Below are 16688 nucleotides of genomic sequence, written 5' to 3' on the forward strand. Positions count from 1 at the left end.
ACTCAGCCCTCGGCTACCTGTGCCCTACTGAATTCGAGCAACGTCATCATGAACCTGTGGCCGCCTAACCCGAGTGTCCACGCATTCGGGGCAACCCCAAGGGAAAGCAGAAGAAAAAATCATCGGCGCGCGCCGCCGTCCTATCCCCCTGGCCCCCTTTCCGGGGCGGAAAGGGGGAATCAGACAAAAGGAGGGTCAGGGACACCTGTGCGGCGCAATTGTCTGGTGCGCCGCACATCAGGTCCCACGCTCGACCGGATCAAACTAGTTTTTGTTCCGAGTCTTTCTGTCATTCTAGAGCGGAGTCTGCGCAGCGAAGAATCCCGGATCCTGCGTTCCTTCCTTCTCTGTCATTCTGAGCGAAGGCCGCTGTGATTGAGCCGAAGCCCTGAGTGCTGCCGAAGGGGAAGAATCTCGACGGGCGCTCCGGCGCCCGGCGTTAGTTACCCAAAGCTCTCCCCAAGGTAGGGGCAGCGCGCGACAACGGAGCGCGGCCTTAATACTGGGTGCAGGGGCTCAGCCCTGCCCAGCGCGTAGTCGCGAAAAGATGCGCTGCGCAGATTTTCGCGTCTTCTTAACACTGGGTGCAGGGCTGAGCCCTGCCGCCCACCGCGCAGGTGATTCTTCCCTCATGCCGTCGTAACGGCTGAACTTCTCAGCCTGATCATTTCTCTCTCAACGTGCTAAATAATTGCTGTGGATGCCGTTCATGCAAGCCGACCTCACTCGTCCGCAATCGTCAGGCGAACCCCCGTCGCACGAAATATTACTTTTGACGGAACAAAGCTAGCCATGGTGGTATGCCCATCGCTGAACCACAACATATGGTATAAATCGCCCTTTTCGAGCCCAACCTGACCCTCAAAATGAACGCCAAAATCGCACTCATAATGCTCGCCACGACCCTCGCCGCCTGCAAAACCGCACCGCCCTGCCCGCCCGGAACCCGGCCGATCGGCGAACCGCCGCCCAACGGCTCCGAGACCGCGTGCGTGAAGACCGTCAACGGCAATGACGTCAAGGAGGGACCGTTCGCAATCTATCGGGACGATGGGTCCAAGATGCTCCAGGGCGAATACCACGACGGAAAGCAGAGCGGCGAATGGACCCAGTGGTTCGACAACGGACAGAAGGCGTCGATCGATCACTACAAGGACGGCGTGCAGGACGGCGAGCACGTCGGTTGGTACACCAACGGCAAAATATCCGCGACCGGAATGTACAAGAACGGCAAGCGCGAGGGCGTGTGGAAGCGATGGGACCCGCAAGGCTTCAAGAATTGGGAGGAAATCTACAAGGACGACAAGAAAATCTCATGACGGCCGACCGGGCGACAAACGTGACGATCACCGATGCGGACCTGTCGCGCGCCGAGCATCAGCAGGCGCTGGTCACGATGCTCGACGCGTTCATGCGCGATCCGATGGAGGGCGGCCAGCCTCTGTCAGAGCAAAGCAAGCGCGATCTGGTACCGGGTCTGCGCGCGCATCCGGCGTGCTACGTATTGATAGCCTGGCGCGACGGCTCGCCGGTCGGCTTCTCGATCTGTTTCCTGGGATTTTCGACCTTCAACGCGCGGCCATTGATCAATATCCACGATATCTTCGTCGATTCAGCCGTGCGCGGTGTCGGGATCGGACGGATGCTGCTCGAGCGAATCGAAGCCAAGGCGCACGAACTGAATTGTTGCCGGATCACCCTCGAAGTGCGCGAGGACAATCGCGTCGCGCGCGGACTCTATCGCAAAGTCGGTTTCGAGGAAGTAGTCGATGGCGCGGAGCGCGTCCCGGTGGAGTTCTGGCACAAACGCCTGTGAGCCTAGAGCGTTCTTCCCACCGCCTCGGCCAGCGGCCCCAGCGCCTTCATCAAGTCGGCAAACCGCGACGGCTTCAACTGCTGCGGGCCGTCGGACAGCGCGCTCTCGGGCTTGGGATGCACCTCGATCAGCAATCCGTCGGCGCCCGCCGCGATCGCAGCCAGAGCCATCGGCGCCACCAGCGAGTAGATTCCCGTCCCGTGACTCGGATCGACAATCACCGGCAGATGCGTCCATTCCTTGAGCAGCGGCACGGCGTTGAGATCGAGCGTGTTGCGCGTCGCGGTCTCGAAGGTGCGGATCCCGCGCTCGCACAGCACCACGTTGGGATTGCCCTCCGACAGAATATATTCCGCCGCCATCATGAACTCTTCGAGCTTCATCGACATGCCGCGCTTGAGCAGCACCGGCTTCTTGATTCTTCCCAGCCGGCGCAGCAGCGAGAAATTCTGCGCGTTGCGCGCCCCGACTTGCAGCATGTCGGAATGCTCGGCGACCAGGTCGATATCGTGCGGATCCATAATTTCGGTCACCACCGGCAATCCGACCCGCCGCCCGGCGCGTTCGAGCAACACCAGCCCCTCGTCTTCCATCCCCTGGAACGAGTACGGCGACGTCCGCGGCTTGAACGCTCCCCCGCGGATTGCATGAGCGCCCGCTGCCTTGACCGCGTCGGCCGCGGCTTCGATTTGCGCCTCGCTCTCGATCGCGCACGGTCCCGCGATCACCGTGATTCGCTTGCCTCCGATTTCTGCGTTGCCGACCTTGATTCGCGAGCCTTCGGGCCGCACCTCGCGCGACGCCAGCTTGAACGACCGCACCACCGGCATCACGCGCTCCACCCCGGCTACCGATTCCAGATGCGTCAGCTGATGCTTCTCGCCACGCTCGTCGCCCACGCATGCGACCACCGTGCGCTCTACGCCGCGGATGATGTGCGCGTTGTAGTCGAGATCCTCGACCATCCTGACAACCGCCTGAATTTCGGTTTCGGTGGCATGCGATTTCATTACGACGATCAAGTGAGATGACCCCCTGCGATATGCTGGTGCGCCTCGCGGCCTTTGCGTTCGAGCGATGGAATGGCCGCTCGACCCCTGATAACTCTGACTCTACAGCATGTTATCATCGACCGGAACCGAGCGCCCGCAATCCGATCGGCGCATCGAAGGAAGCAGTTTTGCCAGCTAAGCCGCATCCCCATCATCCACTGAGGATCGTTCACACTTCCGACGTTCATCTGGAAAGCGATACGTTCGGCTCAGGCGCGCGCGGCGCCCAGTTGCGCGACATAGTGCGCAGCGCATTTGCCCGGGTCATCGACATCGCCAACGACCGCGACGCCGACCTGCTGCTGATAGTCGGCGATCTGTTCGATTCGGCGCGCGTCAGCGAAGAAGGTCTCGGCTTCGCGATGGAAACGATCGGACGCGCCCGGATGCCGGTCGTGATGATTCCCGGCAATCATGACGCGCACGACGAGCGATCGATTTACGCGGGCCTCGCGCCCGGCGCGATCCCGGAAAACCTGCACCTGATTCTCGAGCCCGAGGGCAGAGCAATCGATTTCCCCGAGCTTGCGGCTCGCGTATGGGGCCGCGCGCTGGTCGAACATACACCTGACTACCGGCCGCTCGGCGGCGTGCCCGAGCGGGAGGAAGGACTCTGGAACATCGCGCTGGCGCACGGATTTTTCATGGAGGAAGGCGAGACTGAACGATCGTCGCCGATCACGCCGGCGGAAATCGAGCGGTCGCGCTACGACTACGTGGCGCTCGGCCACGTGCACGTCTTAGGCGACGTGTCCCAGGGCGCGACGCGCGCCTTTTATTGCGGAACGCCGGCGCCGCTCTACTCGAGCGAGAATTCCGGATGGGTGCTGTGGGTCAATTGCGTGCCCGGCCAGCCCGTCTCGATCGAACGCTTGATGGTGCGAAAATCGGACTGACGGTGGGCTGGCGAATCAGGTCCGGTAGGCGGTCTGGCTGGTGCGTTTGAGCTCGGGATAAACATCCGAGAGCCGGCGCCACACCCGCTTCAGTCCGGGCACGTCGACCGGCCCGGGAATGCATTCGAGCGCGCCCTCGCGCATAAAGATTCGCTGGGCCTCAGCTGACCGCGGCGCGCCAACGATCATGATCGACGTCGCTGGCGACTCGCGGCGAATCGTCCTGAACAGCGTTAACGCATCGAGCCCGCGCGCACTGCGCAACCCGGCGTCGAGCGCGATCACATCTGGACGCGTGGTGCGAAAAATGTCGATGGTCTGCGCGACCGTCTCGGTTTCCGCAACCACCTGACATCCTCCGCATTCGAGATGACTACGCATGATGTCACGCGTGGTTCCCAAACTATGCGCAATGAGCGCTCGGACTGCCATCGGCGGCTCCTCCTGGGCAAGCACTGCGCCAGCCCAATTCCCAAGGCGCTGACAGCAGCGCCCGGGCTAACCATTTAGCAAGCTCGGGGCCAAGACAATGTCAGATTCGAACCAACGCTAATCCCCGATTTGTTAACGACTGACCGCGGCCAATCCGGGCCAGTTCATTGAGTATTTGGGCACTATCCAGCCCGCCCAGACGGCGATTGGAATCCGTGATTATCGTTGCATGCGAGCCATTTGTTGCATCGCAGTGACACCAGTCAAGACTCGTTTAGAATGTTTACGCATCGGCTTATAGCGTTTTGGAGCTGACCGGTCTCCCGGTGCAGGGGCTCTCCGCTGCCAGAAAAACAGCGGCGGAGCCTCGATGGCACCGCCGCTGATGTTACTCACGTCGCCAGGCAGTGACCTGGCGCGCGCAACTGACTTCTCGATTACATCATGCCGCCCGGAGGCATTCCGCCGGGCATTCCGCCGCTTCCGCCCCCTCCCTTTTCGTCGGGCTTCTCCGCGACCATGCACTCGGTCGTCAGTAGCAGGCTCGCTACCGACGCCGCATTCTGCAGCGCGCTGCGAACGACCTTGGTCGGGTCGATGATTCCAGCCTTCATCAGATCTTCGAACTCCTCGCTGGCCGCGTTGAATCCAAACGGCCCCTTGTTGTTCTTGATCTTATCGACTACGACCGAGCCTTCCCATCCCGCGTTGGATGCGATCCACCAGGCCGGTCCTTCGATGGCCTTCTTGATGATCGCGATGCCGACTTTTTCGGCCTCACTGGCGCGCATGTTGTCGAGCACGCTCGAGGCACGAATCAACGCGACGCCGCCGCCCGGGACCACGCCCTCTTCGACTGCGGCACGGGTTGCATGCAGCGCATCCTCGACGCGGGCCTTCTTTTCCTTCATCTCGACTTCGGTCGCGGCGCCGACCCGGATCACGGCCACTCCGCCGACCAGCTTGGCCAGCCGTTCCTGCAGCTTCTCGCGATCGTAGTCCGAGGTGGTCTCTTCGATCTGCGCGCGAATCTGCTTGATACGGCCCTCGATGTCGGCCTTCTTGCCCGCGCCGTCGATGATCGTGCAGTTGTCCTTGTCCACGACCAGGCGCTTGGCGCGGCCGAGGTCGGTCAGCGTGATGTTCTCGAGCTTGAGCCCGAGCTCCTCGGAAATGGCGCGCCCGCCGGTCAGGATCGCGATGTCTTCGAGCATCGCCTTGCGCCGATCGCCGAAGCCGGGCGCCTTGACCGCAACGCACGACAGCGTGCCGCGAATCTTGTTCACCACCAGCGTCGCCAGCGCTTCGCCTTCGATATCCTCCGCGATAATCAGGAATGGCTTGCCGCTCTTGGCGATCGTCTCGAGGATCGGGAGCAAATCCTTCATCGAAGAGATCTTCTTCTCGTGGATTAGGATGAACACGTCGTCGAGCTTCGCTTCCATCCGCTCCGGATCGGTCACGAAGTACGGCGACAGGTAGCCGCGGTCGAACTGCATCCCCTCGACCACTTCGAGCTGGGTCTCCAGTCCGCGCGCCTCTTCAACCGTGATGACGCCTTCCTTGCCGACTTTCTCCATCGCCTCGGCAATGATGTCGCCGATGGTCGAGTCGTTGTTGGCCGAGATGGTGCCGACCTGCGCGATTTCCTTGCGATCCTTGGTCGGCTTGGACAGGTTCTTGAGCTCGGCGGTGATCGCCTCGACCGCGCGGTTGATTCCGCGTTTGAGCGACATCGGATCGTGCCCCGCGGCGACCATCTTGATGCCCTCGGTGAAGATCTGGCGGGCCAGCACGGTGGCCGTGGTGGTGCCGTCGCCGGCGACGTCGGAGGTCTTCGACGCGACCTCTTTGACCATCTGCGCGCCCATATTCTCGAACTTGTCTTCGAGCTCGATCTCCTTGGCGACTGTTACCCCGTCCTTGGTCACGGTCGGAGCGCCGAAGCTCTTCTCCAACACGACGTTTCGGCCCTTGGGACCGAGCGTCACGGTGACAGCATCGGCGAGAACATTGACCCCTTTGAGGATCTTCTCGCGCGATTCTTGTCCGAAACGAACTATCTTTGCAGGCATGGTTCTTTTGCCTCTCCTATGATTGAAGGTTTCATCGGATCAGAATGGGATTCGCTTGCGAGCAGGCCGAAATGCCTACTCGATGATTCCCAGGATGTCGTCCTCGCGCAGGATCAGCAGATCTTCGCCCTCGTGCTTGAACTCGCTGCCCGAGTATTTGCCGAACAGGATCTTGTCCCCCGCCTTGACCTCAATGGGGATCAGCTTGCCGTCGTCGCCATATTTGCCCTTGCCGACGGCGACAACCTTGCCCTCCTGGGGCTTTTCCTTGGCGGTGTCCGGGATGATTATTCCACCCTTGGTCCGCTCCTCTTCCTTGATACGCTTGACGAGAATTCGATCGCCCAGTGGCTTGATTTTCATTGGGGACCAGCAGCCTCCTTAGCTTGCGATAAGTGTTACTTGGCTGGACGATTCCAGCCGTCGGAAAGTTAATTACTGTCCGGGGTTTGTCAATTGGCACTCGCGATGCCTGAGTGCTAACCGCAGTTTAGCCGGATACGCAAAAAATGCAAGGCCTGTGCACAAACTTGTGGACGGTGCGTGGATACCCGCAAGCGCGCAACGAAACAGCCGCCAAAATCCCCGCCATCAAGGTTCTCATTTGGCTCTGCCCTAGAGCAATCGGCGCCGCCGAGATGACGCAAATGGAAGCACCGTGTATCAGAGTGCACCAGATAGGTTACGATTTCTAATGATGACTCTTCGAAATTTCGAGGGATTAGCGCTGGCACAACCTGTGCGAGCGAGTTATCAGATTGGCTTATAGCGCCCCCCTGGCGCACAGACCAAATCGGAGGTACGGCAATGATCAGACTTCCCCACAGAGTGACGCAGCTCGCCGCGACCGTCACAGCGTTTGCGCTCGCACTCATGTTCGGCGTGTCGGCCGTTTCCGCACAGGTGAAGCCGGGTGATTTCATAACCCCCGGCAACGCGGTGCAGGTCAAAGAACTCGTGTCGCCGGGCGTTTACTACAAAGTCCAGCACGGGATGACCATGAAGATCGTAGCGTCCCAGCGCGTCGATTGGCCACCGCCGTACCAGGATGCGACCGAGAAATATTCCTCGCAGGTACTCCTTTCCAAGGACCATCGGAGCTTGATCGGCTACGTCGCCGGCCAGCCTTTCCCGCTGATCGATCCGAACGACCCGCAGGTCGCCGAGAAGATCATCTGGAACAACGTCTTTCGCCCGATCACGAGCGATGACTACGACCTGCGCTTTTACGACTGCGAGACGTCCTACGAACAAACTGGCGCGCAGTCGCGCCAGATCGAGAACTTTGAGATCGGCCATTACGCGGGTTACGACCTGGTGGGCCGCACCGAAGTCGAGCCGGTCCCGACCGACCCCGATTTCAAGGTGACCGGCCGCCTCTGGCTGTTCGCCCTCTATCCGATCCTGTCGCCGCAGGAGATTCGCGGCACTGGCTTCATCCGCTTCCGTTATAACGACCCCAACCGCGGCGACGACGTCTGGGATTGGGCCAAGAACACGCGGCGCGTGAGACGCCTCAACGAGGCTCAGATGAGCTCGGCGACCACCACCAATGGCAGCTCGGCGACTACCTGGGATCCGGACCATTACGCAGGCTTCAATCCCAAGACCGAGCAGTATGACTACAAGTACCTGGGCGAGAAAAACATGCTCGCGGTCGCAAACGCCGAGCATTCGCCCGAGATCCGATGCACCACCGACGGCGGCACCAGCGCGTGCCCGGAGGCATGGGAGTCTCGCCACATGTACGTGGTGCAGGCGGTGCCAAGGCCCGGAAAGATCAACGCGATCGATTCGAAGACCGTGGTGTACGTCGACGGCGAAATGTGGTTCGAGCCGTATATCGACACCTACGACCATTCGAACCAACTGTTCCGCAACCACATCTACTGGCTGACCACTCGCGACCGTCCGGTGCCGGATGCAAAGGTCGCGATTTATCCGTTCAAGCGCTCGTTCGTGGTGGGCGCGTGCTCGACTGACTTGCAGTCGGGGATGGCTTCGATGTGCTATCTGCCGGGCCGCGACACGCCCGAGCGCGAGTGCTGGTACATCAACATGGGCGCGGTGGACAAGAGCTTCTTCACCACCGACGCGATGGTGAAGGCGGCGCACTGATTTCTGCGCCATCGCTAACCGACACGATTGCCGCGGGGCCGGTGCAGGAATGCGCCGGCCCCGCGGCGCATTAGCCACGAGGTGTTCCCATGGCGCCAAAGATTCCCGTCATCGACATGTGGGCCCCGGTGGTTCCGACCCGCGAAATCATGACGCACGTGGGGAACAACTTTCCCCAGGCGCAGCTCGGTTATTTGCGAGTCTTCCAAAAGCGCGAGCCTGATCTCGATGCCTACCGGGCCGCGGCGCCTCAAATGGCCCGCGACGACGCCCAGATTCTCGCTGAGCTCGATGCGGCAAACATCGCGCGCGCGCTGATCACCGGCTTCGACGAGGCCTCGACCGCCGGGAAGACCTTTGTCACCAACGAATGCGTCGCAGCGCTGGCCCAACGCCATCCGACTCGTTTCATCCCCTTCGCCGGGATCGACATAATGCGCGGCTCACAGGCACTGCGCGAGCTCGAGCATTGGGTGCGCGAGCGCGGCTTTCGCGGCCTTAGTCTGCGCCCGTTCATGATCGGATTGCCCGCGGAGGACCGGCACTACTATCCGTTCTACGAGAAATGCGTCGAGCTTGGGATTCCGCTGAGCATCCACGCCTCCGCCAACTGGACCACCAGCCGGCCAAGCGACCTGGGCCATCCCCGCCACTTTGATGTGGTCGCGTGCGACCTCCCGGAGCTCAAGTTGATCCTGAGCCACGGCGGCTATCCGTGGGTGCTGGAGGCGTGTCTGCTGGCGTGGAAACATCCCAACGTCTATCTCGAACTGGCAGCTCATCGGCCGAAGTACTTCCTGACCCCCGGCGCGGGATGGGAGCCGCTACTGCAATACGGCCAGAGCACCATTGCGGACAAGGTCCTTTACGGCACCGGTGCGTTTCTGATCGGCCGCAGCCCGACCGAGTTGCTGGGCGAATTTGACGCGCTGCCGCTCAAGCCGACGGTAAAGGAAAAATGGCTTTGGAAGAACGCTGCCGCGTTGCTTGGTCTCAGCGCCGACGAAGTGACCTCATCGCTAAAGGGCGGTCCTGCTGCCGAGTAACGCTCGCCCCAGTGCGCACCATGGGGCCCGCGATGGCCGCCAGCCCGTATCTTCTCCATGTATCATTCTGAGCAAAAGCTGCTGTGATTGAGCCGAAGCCCTGAGTGCTGCCGAAGGGGAAGAATCCCGGATCCGGGTTCCTTCGCTTCGCTCAGGATGACACAAAACAGGATGACACTAAAAAACGTCTAGGAGGGACGAACTCCCGCACCCCTGCTCTTAGCACTGGGTGCAGGGGTCAGCCCTGCGGTGCAGGGGTCACCCCTGGCCGAAGAAGTCCTTCGCCGCGACGAACCTGGCGACGCCTGCCGCCTCGCCCGCCAGCCTATCGACTTCCTGATCGCCCACCATCGTCGACGATGCCAAATCCACGCCGTACAGGTCGGCAAGCTCCGTGATCATTCCGCCCTTGGGCTTGCGGCATGTGCACTTGTCGTCGTCGGTATGCGGACAGATTTGCCACGCGGTCAGGATGTCGCCGAGCTGATGGTCGAGCCTGGTGAGCGCGGCCTCCATTTTTTCCGCGGTGAGCCGGCCGCGCCTGATTCCCGCCTGGTTGGTCACGACAAACATCAGATGGTCGTGTATCGGGCGAAGCTTTTCAGCCACGCCGGGAAGCAGTTCGACTACTACCTCACCGTTTGCGTCGAGCGGAATCTCGCGCGTGTCGTTGAGCCTGACCAGCGTGCCACCGAGATCGAAAAACAGCGCCGCGTTGCCATTGGGATTGGCCATCGAAACAAACTCGCTTACGCGTGGCGCCAATCGACGTGGTCGCGAACGTGCGCGAACACCTCGTCGAGGATCGCGATGCCGGCCTCGGCTTGCGCCTCGGTAATAACCAGCGCGGGATTGATTCGAATCTTGGGAAAGTAGCCCATGATCACCAGCCCGCGCTTGAGGCATTCGGCGAATATCAGCTCGGTGACTTTTTTGCCGAGCAGTTCCTTGGTCTCGAGATCGCGGACCAGCTCGACGCCAATCATCAATCCCCTGCCGCGGACGTCGCCGATGAACTGGTACTTTTCCTTGAGTTGCACCAGCCGCGACAGCATCATCGCGCCAACCTTGCGCGAGTTCTCGACCAGGTGCTGTTTCTGAATCGCGCCAATCGTCTCCGCCACCGCCACCGCCGCGAGCGGATTTCCGCCGTAGCTCGACGACGACGCGCTCGGCTTTGAGAACGGCTCCGCCTTGCCCAGTTCGTCGCTTAGCAGGACGCCCGAAACCGGATATCCGCAGCCCATCCCCTTGCCGACGGTGACGATATCCGGGCGAACGCCGCTGTGCTCGACGCCCCACCATTTTCCGGTCCGTCCGAAGCCGGTGATCATCTCGTCGGCGATCAGCAGCGCGCCGAAGTCCTTGGCCACCGATTTGACCGCCGGCATCCAGTCGTCGGGCGGGATCACGTTGCCCGCGGTGCCCTGCATCGGCTCCGCGACGATCGCGGCGAGCGCGCCGCCGGAACTCATCTTGATTTGCTGACGCGCGAAATCGACGCAGTAAAGCCCGCACTCGGGATGCTTCAGCTTGAACGGGCATCGATAGCAGTCCGCGTACGGCACGGTATATTGGCCGCCCTGCAGCGGTCCGTAGCCTTGCTTCGATTCGTCGCCGATAAGTCCGATCACGCCGCCGGACTTGCCGTGGAAGCCGCCCCAGAAACTCACGACTTCGTGCTTGCCGGTCGCCGAACGCGCCAGCCGAAGCGCGGCTTCGACCGCCTCTGCGCCGCCGCTATATAGATGTGCGCGACGGAGTCCCGCGGGCGCGACTTCGGCCAGCAGCTTGAACGCCGCCGCGCGCTCTTTGGTCGCGAACGTGCCGACCATCAGGCGCGACGCCTGGCGCGCCAGCGCTTGCGCCAGTGCGGGATGCGCATGGCCGAGGCTCGCGACCCCGACGCCGGCGAAGAAATCCACGAAGGTGTTGCCGTCGGCGTCGGTGAGCGTCGCGCCTTCGCCGTGATCGAACGCGATGCCGACCAGCAGCGAAATCCGCTGGCGCCCCGGCGCGATATACTTTTGTTCGGTGTCGAAGATCTCCTTCGATTTGGGGCCTGGAACCGAGGTCTTGATTGATGGAAGTTTTCCGTCAGTGGTTGTCATCAGAATGGTCGCAGTCCGATTCCTTGTTTGAATTTCTTGCCGCGTCTAGCGCGAGCGGCCAAGCAGGCTCATCGCGCGCCGTGCGATCGCGCGAGCGGCAGGTCGGCGCACCCGGCTATAGCTGGGCCAGTCATTAAAGTCGATAATCGCAAAACGATCGCCACTCAAGACCGCGTCTCCGCCCCATGCCTCGAGCCCAAGCGCGGCGGCTGCCGCCAAAGCCGCTTCCGACAGCGCGCGCAGAGCCGCTTCGGCGACTTCCTCGTCTTCGGGATGGGCGGTGAAATAGGAAACTCCACTGACGCCGTAAAATTTGACGACCCGGCCCACGACTTCCTGCTGCAGGTAGGCGAAGCGGATTCCGCGCCGTACGAAATCGGCGAGAATCGATTCGACCTCGGCGCGATCGGCCGCCCGCTGCACATCTTCAGGGGCGAGCGCATGCAGGTCGCCGCGCTTGACGAATACGCCCGCCGACAAATCCAGCCCGGCAAGCTTGCGCGCATCAAGCGGCTCGTCGGCCTCCACCAACGCGCCCGGCGGGGTCGGCACTCCGGCCCGCTCCAGCCCCGGCGCAAGCAGATCGCGGTAGCAGTTGCGAATCGAGAGCGCGGAGTTGATCGCGATCGCTCCCGCCTGCTCGACTTCGGCCAGACGCTTGAGCGCGCGCGCACCCTGGCACATCGGCAGTACGACGTCGGCGCGGATCGGCGTGGCCATCGCAAAGCTGACCGCATCCATCGCCTGAATCTCGACGCCTTCGCGCTCCAGTTCCAGCAAGGTCGCGTCAAGAATCGCGGCGTCAGCCTCGACCTTGCCCGGTGAGAATTCGGGTTCCCGATAAATTCCCAAAGCTCGATAGCTCATGGCATCTTCCGTATCGCGACGCGCGCGGCGTCAAGGTCCGACGCTTCATCGACGTCGATCGATCCTTCGATCTCGATCGCATCCAGTTGCATCCCACGCTCAATTATCAGCGCAAGGAAGCGCCGCAGCGCGTCGAGTCCCGCGCGGCGCGCGTCAGCGGCGTAATCAAAAACTCGGGTCGACAGGAAATAGAGTCCTGCCGTCACCATGGAAGTTTGTCCGTTGCCGAGCCGCAGGATCAAGCCATTTTCCGATACCTCGGCGAAAAGCGGCCTGGCCTCGCCGCGCCATCGCGTGACGGCCAATACGCCTGCGAATTTTTTCTCGCGGCAATCCTCAATTTTTCTGCGCGACTCATTAACAAAACGCGCCAATTCCGCCTGCGGAATTACGGCGTCCACGGTCGCCGCGATGAACCATCCCGGTTCCACCACCTCGCCCAGCGCCAGCATCGTTTCCATCGAGTTGGCGGTGTCGCGAACGACGAGCCTGATCGACGCCGGCATCTCGAGCGCCATTTCGTTTTCGCGCGCAACCCGTGCCGTCTCGGAGTTGATCACCGCAACCACCGAGGACGCGCCCGCCGCGATCAGCGCGCGCGCCTGGCGCAAAAGCATCGCCTCACCGCCCAGCTTGACCAGCGGCTTGGGAATATCGTCGCGCGTCGAGTTGCGCAGCCGCTCGCCGCGGCCGGCGGCGATAATCGCTCCTTGCAATCCCTTCACCATTGAATTTGCGCAACTTCGTCGATTGAGCGGATCGTGAGGTCGGCTGCCGTGTCCCGCCCGCCGGCACCGTTGCCGCATTGCGATTGCGGGTCGGTGCGCAGCCAGACGGTCCGCATTCCGAGTTTGTGTGCGGGTGCGCAATCCTTGGCCAGCGAATCGCCGATCATCGCGGTCGATTCGGGCGCGCAACGCATTTTTTTCAGCGCGACTTCGAAGATGCCCGCCTCGGGCTTGAAAATTCCAACTCGCGACGAATCGGCAACCGCGTCGAAGAATCGATCCAGCTTCGCTTCCGCCAGGATGCCATCGAGATTTCCATAGAAGTTCGAAACGACGCCCATTTTGAAGCGGCCCTCGAGCATGCCAAGGACGTCGCGGCTATGCGCCAGTCCGGCAGACGTCTCGCGGACGAAAGAGTTCGTGACGCGCTCGACGTAGCGATGAAGTCCCGCGGCGCCAGAGTCGTTAAGTAGCGCGGCAAGCGGGTCCGGTCCGCTTTTTCGGAGGAATTCGAATTGATGGCCGACCAGGAATCGCACCAGGTCCGTCATCCCGAAGCGCGCCACGATCCTGGTCGCGCCGTACCCGATTCGCGTTGCGTGCTCGAACGCCAGGTCGAGTTCGGTGCGCGAAATTTCGATTCCGGCGGCGCGGTAGCTTGAGAGAAATCGATCGAGCCAATGCGCGGGCCCGTCGAGCGTGCCGCCAAAATCGAATAGCAGAGAGGTAATCGTGGCCATGAATCGGTCAGTCTATCAGCCCCGGTAGGCGGCCTCTAGTTCGATTCCGGTTAAAAGTTTGCGGCGATCGGAAAGCAGCGCGGTCTCGATAGACGATATGCTTCAGAACACTGATGAAATAAGTTCACTAGAGGGGTCAAACTCATACTCAGGGATCGAAGTTAGTAGCGGAGTTACTTTCGCTCACATTACGGCTGTGTTACCGTGACGCCATTACAGAAGACGGGGAAAACCGGGTTCAAACAAGACGTTGCTGATTGAGACTGCTCTAATCGCTGCACCCGATCGCGCCAATAACGCGGTCTTCGGCCGCCCGCTGTTAGAGCGGCTGATGATCAATTGCGAACGCGCCGGGATCAAACGGTTTGTCGTGGCGGCGCCACGCGAGCTGTATCCGGACGTCGCTCGCGCAATGGGCCGGTTCAAAGGCAGCGACTCGGTCTCGATGGTCGAATCGTTCAGTGAGATTCTGAATCATCGGGATGCGGACGGATTGGCCATCGACCCGTCATCGCCGTGCGTGTCCTTTTCGGGAAACCTGGTATTTGCGAAGTCGCAGCTGGCCCGGATCCTCGGCGCCCACGCCTCCGATCCGCGATCGGTACATCGGGAATTCAGCACCGATCGCGACCGTGGCGGCGAAATCGCGACCGGTCCGATCGGCGAGATCCTTAAGCGCGGGGGAATTTCGGCGCGGCTCGCGGCGCCGGCTGCGAGTCTGCTGCCATTCGCGCTGAACGGGCGGCCCGAGGATCGCGAAGAAGCGGAACTGCGGCTGGCGAAATCGATTCGCGAGGAATCCGCACACAAAGACGCGCCGATGGCGCGATGGGTTGACCGCCGGATTTCGTGGCGAATCAGCTACTGGCTCGCGCAAACCCGCGTCACGCCCAACATGGTCACCGTCGCCAACACGGCGTTCGGCCTGACCTGCGCCTGGATGTTCTCGGTTCCGAATTACTGGATGCGGCTGTTCGCGGCAATTTTCTTTTTGATCTCGATCACGATCGATGGCGTCGATGGCGAATTGGCGCGGCTTAAAATGGTCGAGAGCGAGTTCGGCGGCAAACTCGATGTACTCACCGACAATATAGTGCACGTCGGCGTGTTCATCGGCTTGCTCGTCGGATGCTACCGGGTGGATCACAGCCGCGCTTACCTGTACCTGATTCCGATCCTGCTCGGCGGATTTGTAATGTGCGCTTATGCGACCTGGCGCGCCTTCAAAATAAAAGGCGCACAGGCGGCGGCGTGGCTGGACAAAGTCGATCGATGGAGCGGGCGCGATTTCGCCTACCTGGTAGTAGTGTTGGCAATCGCCAATCGGCTAGAGTACTTCGCTTGGGGCACTGCCTTCGGCAGTTACGTGTTTGCCCTGGCGCTGATATGGATTACCGGCCGGACCGAATCGTCAATGAAATCTGAAAGCCTGTAGCAAGGCGGATCAAACCCTGCGCAGGCAGAGGAAGTATGAACGGAAAGAAGCCTCGAATTCTGTTGGTGCAACCCACTACCGTCCATCTCGACGGCACCCCGCATAAGACCCGCTGGCGGCTGATCATGGGGCTGATGATTCCGCTGATGGCGGGACTGACGCCCGACGATTACGACGTAACGCTATGCGACGAGCGTCTCGAGGAAATCAATTTCGACGGCGGATGGGACCTGGTCGGCATGACGACCACGATCGGCGCGTCGCTGCGCGCGTACCAGCTCGGCGACGAGTTCCGCAAGCGCGGCATCCCGGTCGTGTTCGGCGGATTCCATGCGACGCTGCAGACCGAAGAGGCGCTCCAGCATTGCGACGCGGTCGTAAAGGGCGAGGCCGACCTGGTATGGCCCGAACTGCTGCAGGATTGGCGCGACGGCAAACTCAAACCGATTTACAAGGCCGACAAGCTGCACGATCTGAAGAACCTGCCGCGCCCGCGCCACGAGCTGCTCAAGCTCAATCGCTATCTGTTCAAGGCGGTGCCGGTGCAGGCAAGCCGCGGATGCCCTTATCGATGCTCGTTCTGCGAGATTCCGGTGTTCTACGACGGCGCGTATCGGACCCGGCCGATCGAGGACATCGTCGAGGAGATAAAGCAGGTCGTCAAGATTACCGGCTTCAAGCGCTTTCAGTTCATCGACGATCAGATCACCGGCAAGCACAAGTTCGCGCGCGAGCTTTTCAAGGCGCTCGAGCCGCTCAACATCCGCTTCTCGTGCCTATGGACGATCAACTCGAATCACGACGATGAGTTGCTGGAGCTGGCGGCCAAGGCCGGCGTCTTCCACGTCAACATCGGGGTCGAATCGATCAGCCAGGACAGCCTGCTGTCGATGAACAAGATTCAGAATCACGCGGGCCATTACAAGAAACTGCTCAAGAAGCTCGAAAGATACGGGATTTACTATTCGCTCAACTTCCTGTTCGGGCTGGAAGAGGACCATCCGGGAATTTTCGACGACACGCTCAAGTTCCTGCACGAGGTCAAGGCGCCCGAGGCCTTCTTCAACACCGTCACGCCGCGCGTGGGTACCCCGATGCGCACGCAGCTCGAGGACGAGGGCCGCGTGATCATCCCCGACGCCGACCTCTACACCAACAACTTCCGCTGCATGTTCGTGCCCAAGAACATGTCGCCGCAGGAAGTCGAAGAAGGCGTGTGGCGATGCACCAAGGAGTTCTACTCGCTCAAGTCGATGTTCAAGCGGCTGCTGATGCCGCCGGGAAAGTTCACCTGGCAGGGACTCACTGAGAACATGCTTTTCTACTGGGGCGCGAAGCGGCAGATCGACCCGGTTGACTATTATTAGGCCAG

16 protein-coding genes are annotated in these 16688 nt (G+C 61.3%); 7 read left to right on the plus strand and 9 right to left on the minus strand.

What is annotated here, in order from left to right:
* Positions 1 to 866: 866 nt before the first annotated feature.
* A complete protein-coding gene (locus ABSB13_RS08110) occupies positions 867 to 1319 on the plus strand; it encodes a toxin-antitoxin system YwqK family antitoxin (RefSeq protein ID WP_428107287.1) in 453 nt (150 codons plus the stop codon).
* Entirely contained in the window at positions 1316 to 1816 is a 501-nt protein-coding gene (locus ABSB13_RS08115) for a GNAT family N-acetyltransferase (protein WP_428107288.1), read from the plus strand. The genes ABSB13_RS08110 and ABSB13_RS08115 overlap by 4 nt, the downstream gene beginning before the upstream one ends.
* A gap of 2 nt (positions 1817 to 1818) precedes the next feature.
* Here the strand turns inward: ABSB13_RS08115 and aroF are convergent, their stop codons facing one another.
* Positions 1819 to 2838: a 3-deoxy-7-phosphoheptulonate synthase gene (gene aroF, locus ABSB13_RS08120; RefSeq protein WP_428107289.1), complete on the minus strand. Its 1020-nt coding sequence runs from the start codon at positions 2836 to 2838 to the stop codon at positions 1819 to 1821.
* Positions 2839 to 2996: 158 nt separating this feature from the next.
* On the opposite strand from aroF, the gene ABSB13_RS08125 reads away from it, so the two are divergent.
* Positions 2997 to 3764, plus strand: a complete 768-nt coding sequence (locus ABSB13_RS08125) for a metallophosphoesterase family protein (protein WP_428107291.1) — start codon at positions 2997 to 2999, stop codon at positions 3762 to 3764.
* Between the two features lie 15 nt (positions 3765 to 3779).
* Here the strand turns inward: ABSB13_RS08125 and ABSB13_RS08130 are convergent, their stop codons facing one another.
* The 3 genes from ABSB13_RS08130 to groES all read right to left on the minus strand — a co-directional run bounded on the left by ABSB13_RS08130 (position 3780) and on the right by groES (position 6634).
* Positions 3780 to 4196: a response regulator gene (locus tag ABSB13_RS08130; RefSeq protein ID WP_428107292.1), complete on the minus strand. Its 417-nt coding sequence runs from the start codon at positions 4194 to 4196 to the stop codon at positions 3780 to 3782.
* 437 nt (positions 4197 to 4633) lie between these two features.
* Positions 4634 to 6271 carry a chaperonin GroEL gene (gene groL, locus ABSB13_RS08135; protein ID WP_428107293.1) on the minus strand — a complete coding sequence of 546 codons (1638 nt, stop codon included), beginning with the start codon at positions 6269 to 6271 and terminating at the stop codon, positions 4634 to 4636.
* A 75-nt stretch (positions 6272 to 6346) separates the two neighbouring features.
* Positions 6347 to 6634, minus strand: coding sequence for a co-chaperone GroES (gene groES, locus ABSB13_RS08140; protein ID WP_428107295.1), 288 nt, complete (start codon positions 6632 to 6634; stop codon positions 6347 to 6349).
* A gap of 444 nt (positions 6635 to 7078) precedes the next feature.
* On the opposite strand from groES, the gene ABSB13_RS08145 reads away from it, so the two are divergent.
* Both ABSB13_RS08145 and ABSB13_RS08150 read left to right on the plus strand, forming a co-directional pair.
* On the plus strand, positions 7079 to 8389 hold the full coding sequence (locus ABSB13_RS08145; protein ID WP_428107297.1) for a DUF1329 domain-containing protein: 1311 nt from the start codon (positions 7079 to 7081) through the stop codon (positions 8387 to 8389).
* 89 nt (positions 8390 to 8478) lie between these two features.
* Positions 8479 to 9435 (plus strand): amidohydrolase family protein, encoded by a 957-nt coding sequence (locus ABSB13_RS08150; protein WP_428107299.1) that lies wholly within the window; start codon positions 8479 to 8481, stop codon positions 9433 to 9435.
* 258 nt (positions 9436 to 9693) lie between these two features.
* Here ABSB13_RS08150 and ABSB13_RS08155 read toward each other — a convergent pair whose 3' ends face one another.
* The 5 genes from ABSB13_RS08155 to ABSB13_RS08175 are packed head-to-tail and all read right to left on the minus strand — an operon-like array spanning position 9694 to position 13881.
* Complete coding sequence (locus ABSB13_RS08155) at positions 9694 to 10170, minus strand: HAD-IIIA family hydrolase (RefSeq protein ID WP_428107300.1); 477 nt, start codon at positions 10168 to 10170, stop codon at positions 9694 to 9696.
* Between the two features lie 14 nt (positions 10171 to 10184).
* A complete protein-coding gene (locus ABSB13_RS08160) occupies positions 10185 to 11546 on the minus strand; it encodes an aspartate aminotransferase family protein (protein WP_428107301.1) in 1362 nt (453 codons plus the stop codon).
* A gap of 45 nt (positions 11547 to 11591) precedes the next feature.
* Positions 11592 to 12413: a hypothetical protein gene (locus tag ABSB13_RS08165; protein WP_428107303.1), complete on the minus strand. Its 822-nt coding sequence runs from the start codon at positions 12411 to 12413 to the stop codon at positions 11592 to 11594.
* Positions 12410 to 13141 (minus strand): NTP transferase domain-containing protein, encoded by a 732-nt coding sequence (locus ABSB13_RS08170; protein WP_428107305.1) that lies wholly within the window; start codon positions 13139 to 13141, stop codon positions 12410 to 12412. The genes ABSB13_RS08165 and ABSB13_RS08170 overlap by 4 nt, the downstream gene beginning before the upstream one ends.
* Positions 13135 to 13881 (minus strand): HAD family hydrolase, encoded by a 747-nt coding sequence (locus ABSB13_RS08175; protein ID WP_428107306.1) that lies wholly within the window; start codon positions 13879 to 13881, stop codon positions 13135 to 13137. Before ABSB13_RS08175 ends, ABSB13_RS08170 begins: the two co-directional genes overlap by 7 nt.
* A 250-nt stretch (positions 13882 to 14131) precedes the next feature.
* Between ABSB13_RS08175 and ABSB13_RS08180 the strand changes: the two genes are divergently transcribed.
* Positions 14132 to 15316: a CDP-alcohol phosphatidyltransferase family protein gene (locus ABSB13_RS08180; protein ID WP_428107308.1), complete on the plus strand. Its 1185-nt coding sequence runs from the start codon at positions 14132 to 14134 to the stop codon at positions 15314 to 15316.
* 35 nt (positions 15317 to 15351) lie between these two features.
* Complete coding sequence (locus ABSB13_RS08185; RefSeq protein WP_424673764.1) at positions 15352 to 16683, plus strand: B12-binding domain-containing radical SAM protein; 1332 nt, start codon at positions 15352 to 15354, stop codon at positions 16681 to 16683.
* The last annotated feature ends 5 nt before the right edge of the window (positions 16684 to 16688 follow it).

The organism is Binatus sp. (SeqCode) (genome assembly GCF_050013435.1).
Classification (GTDB): Bacteria; Desulfobacterota; Binatia; order Binatales; family Binataceae; genus Binatus.

Coding starts and splice junctions, on each gene's coding strand:
- ABSB13_RS08110 (WP_428107287.1), top strand. CDS start 867: ATGAACGCCAAAATCGCACTCATAATGCTCGCCACGACCCTCGCCGCC.
- ABSB13_RS08115 (WP_428107288.1), top strand. CDS start 1,316: ATGACGGCCGACCGGGCGACAAACGTGACGATCACCGATGCGGACCTG.
- ABSB13_RS08130 (WP_428107292.1), bottom strand. CDS start 4,196: ATGGCAGTCCGAGCGCTCATTGCGCATAGTTTGGGAACCACGCGTGAC.
- groL (WP_428107293.1), bottom strand. CDS start 6,271: ATGCCTGCAAAGATAGTTCGTTTCGGACAAGAATCGCGCGAGAAGATC.
- groES (WP_428107295.1), bottom strand. CDS start 6,634: ATGAAAATCAAGCCACTGGGCGATCGAATTCTCGTCAAGCGTATCAAG.
- ABSB13_RS08145 (WP_428107297.1), top strand. CDS start 7,079: ATGATCAGACTTCCCCACAGAGTGACGCAGCTCGCCGCGACCGTCACA.
- ABSB13_RS08150 (WP_428107299.1), top strand. CDS start 8,479: ATGGCGCCAAAGATTCCCGTCATCGACATGTGGGCCCCGGTGGTTCCG.
- ABSB13_RS08155 (WP_428107300.1), bottom strand. CDS start 10,170: ATGGCCAATCCCAATGGCAACGCGGCGCTGTTTTTCGATCTCGGTGGC.
- ABSB13_RS08160 (WP_428107301.1), bottom strand. CDS start 11,546: ATGACAACCACTGACGGAAAACTTCCATCAATCAAGACCTCGGTTCCA.
- ABSB13_RS08165 (WP_428107303.1), bottom strand. CDS start 12,413: ATGAGCTATCGAGCTTTGGGAATTTATCGGGAACCCGAATTCTCACCG.
- ABSB13_RS08170 (WP_428107305.1), bottom strand. CDS start 13,141: ATGGTGAAGGGATTGCAAGGAGCGATTATCGCCGCCGGCCGCGGCGAG.
- ABSB13_RS08175 (WP_428107306.1), bottom strand. CDS start 13,881: ATGGCCACGATTACCTCTCTGCTATTCGATTTTGGCGGCACGCTCGAC.
- ABSB13_RS08185 (WP_424673764.1), top strand. CDS start 15,352: ATGAACGGAAAGAAGCCTCGAATTCTGTTGGTGCAACCCACTACCGTC.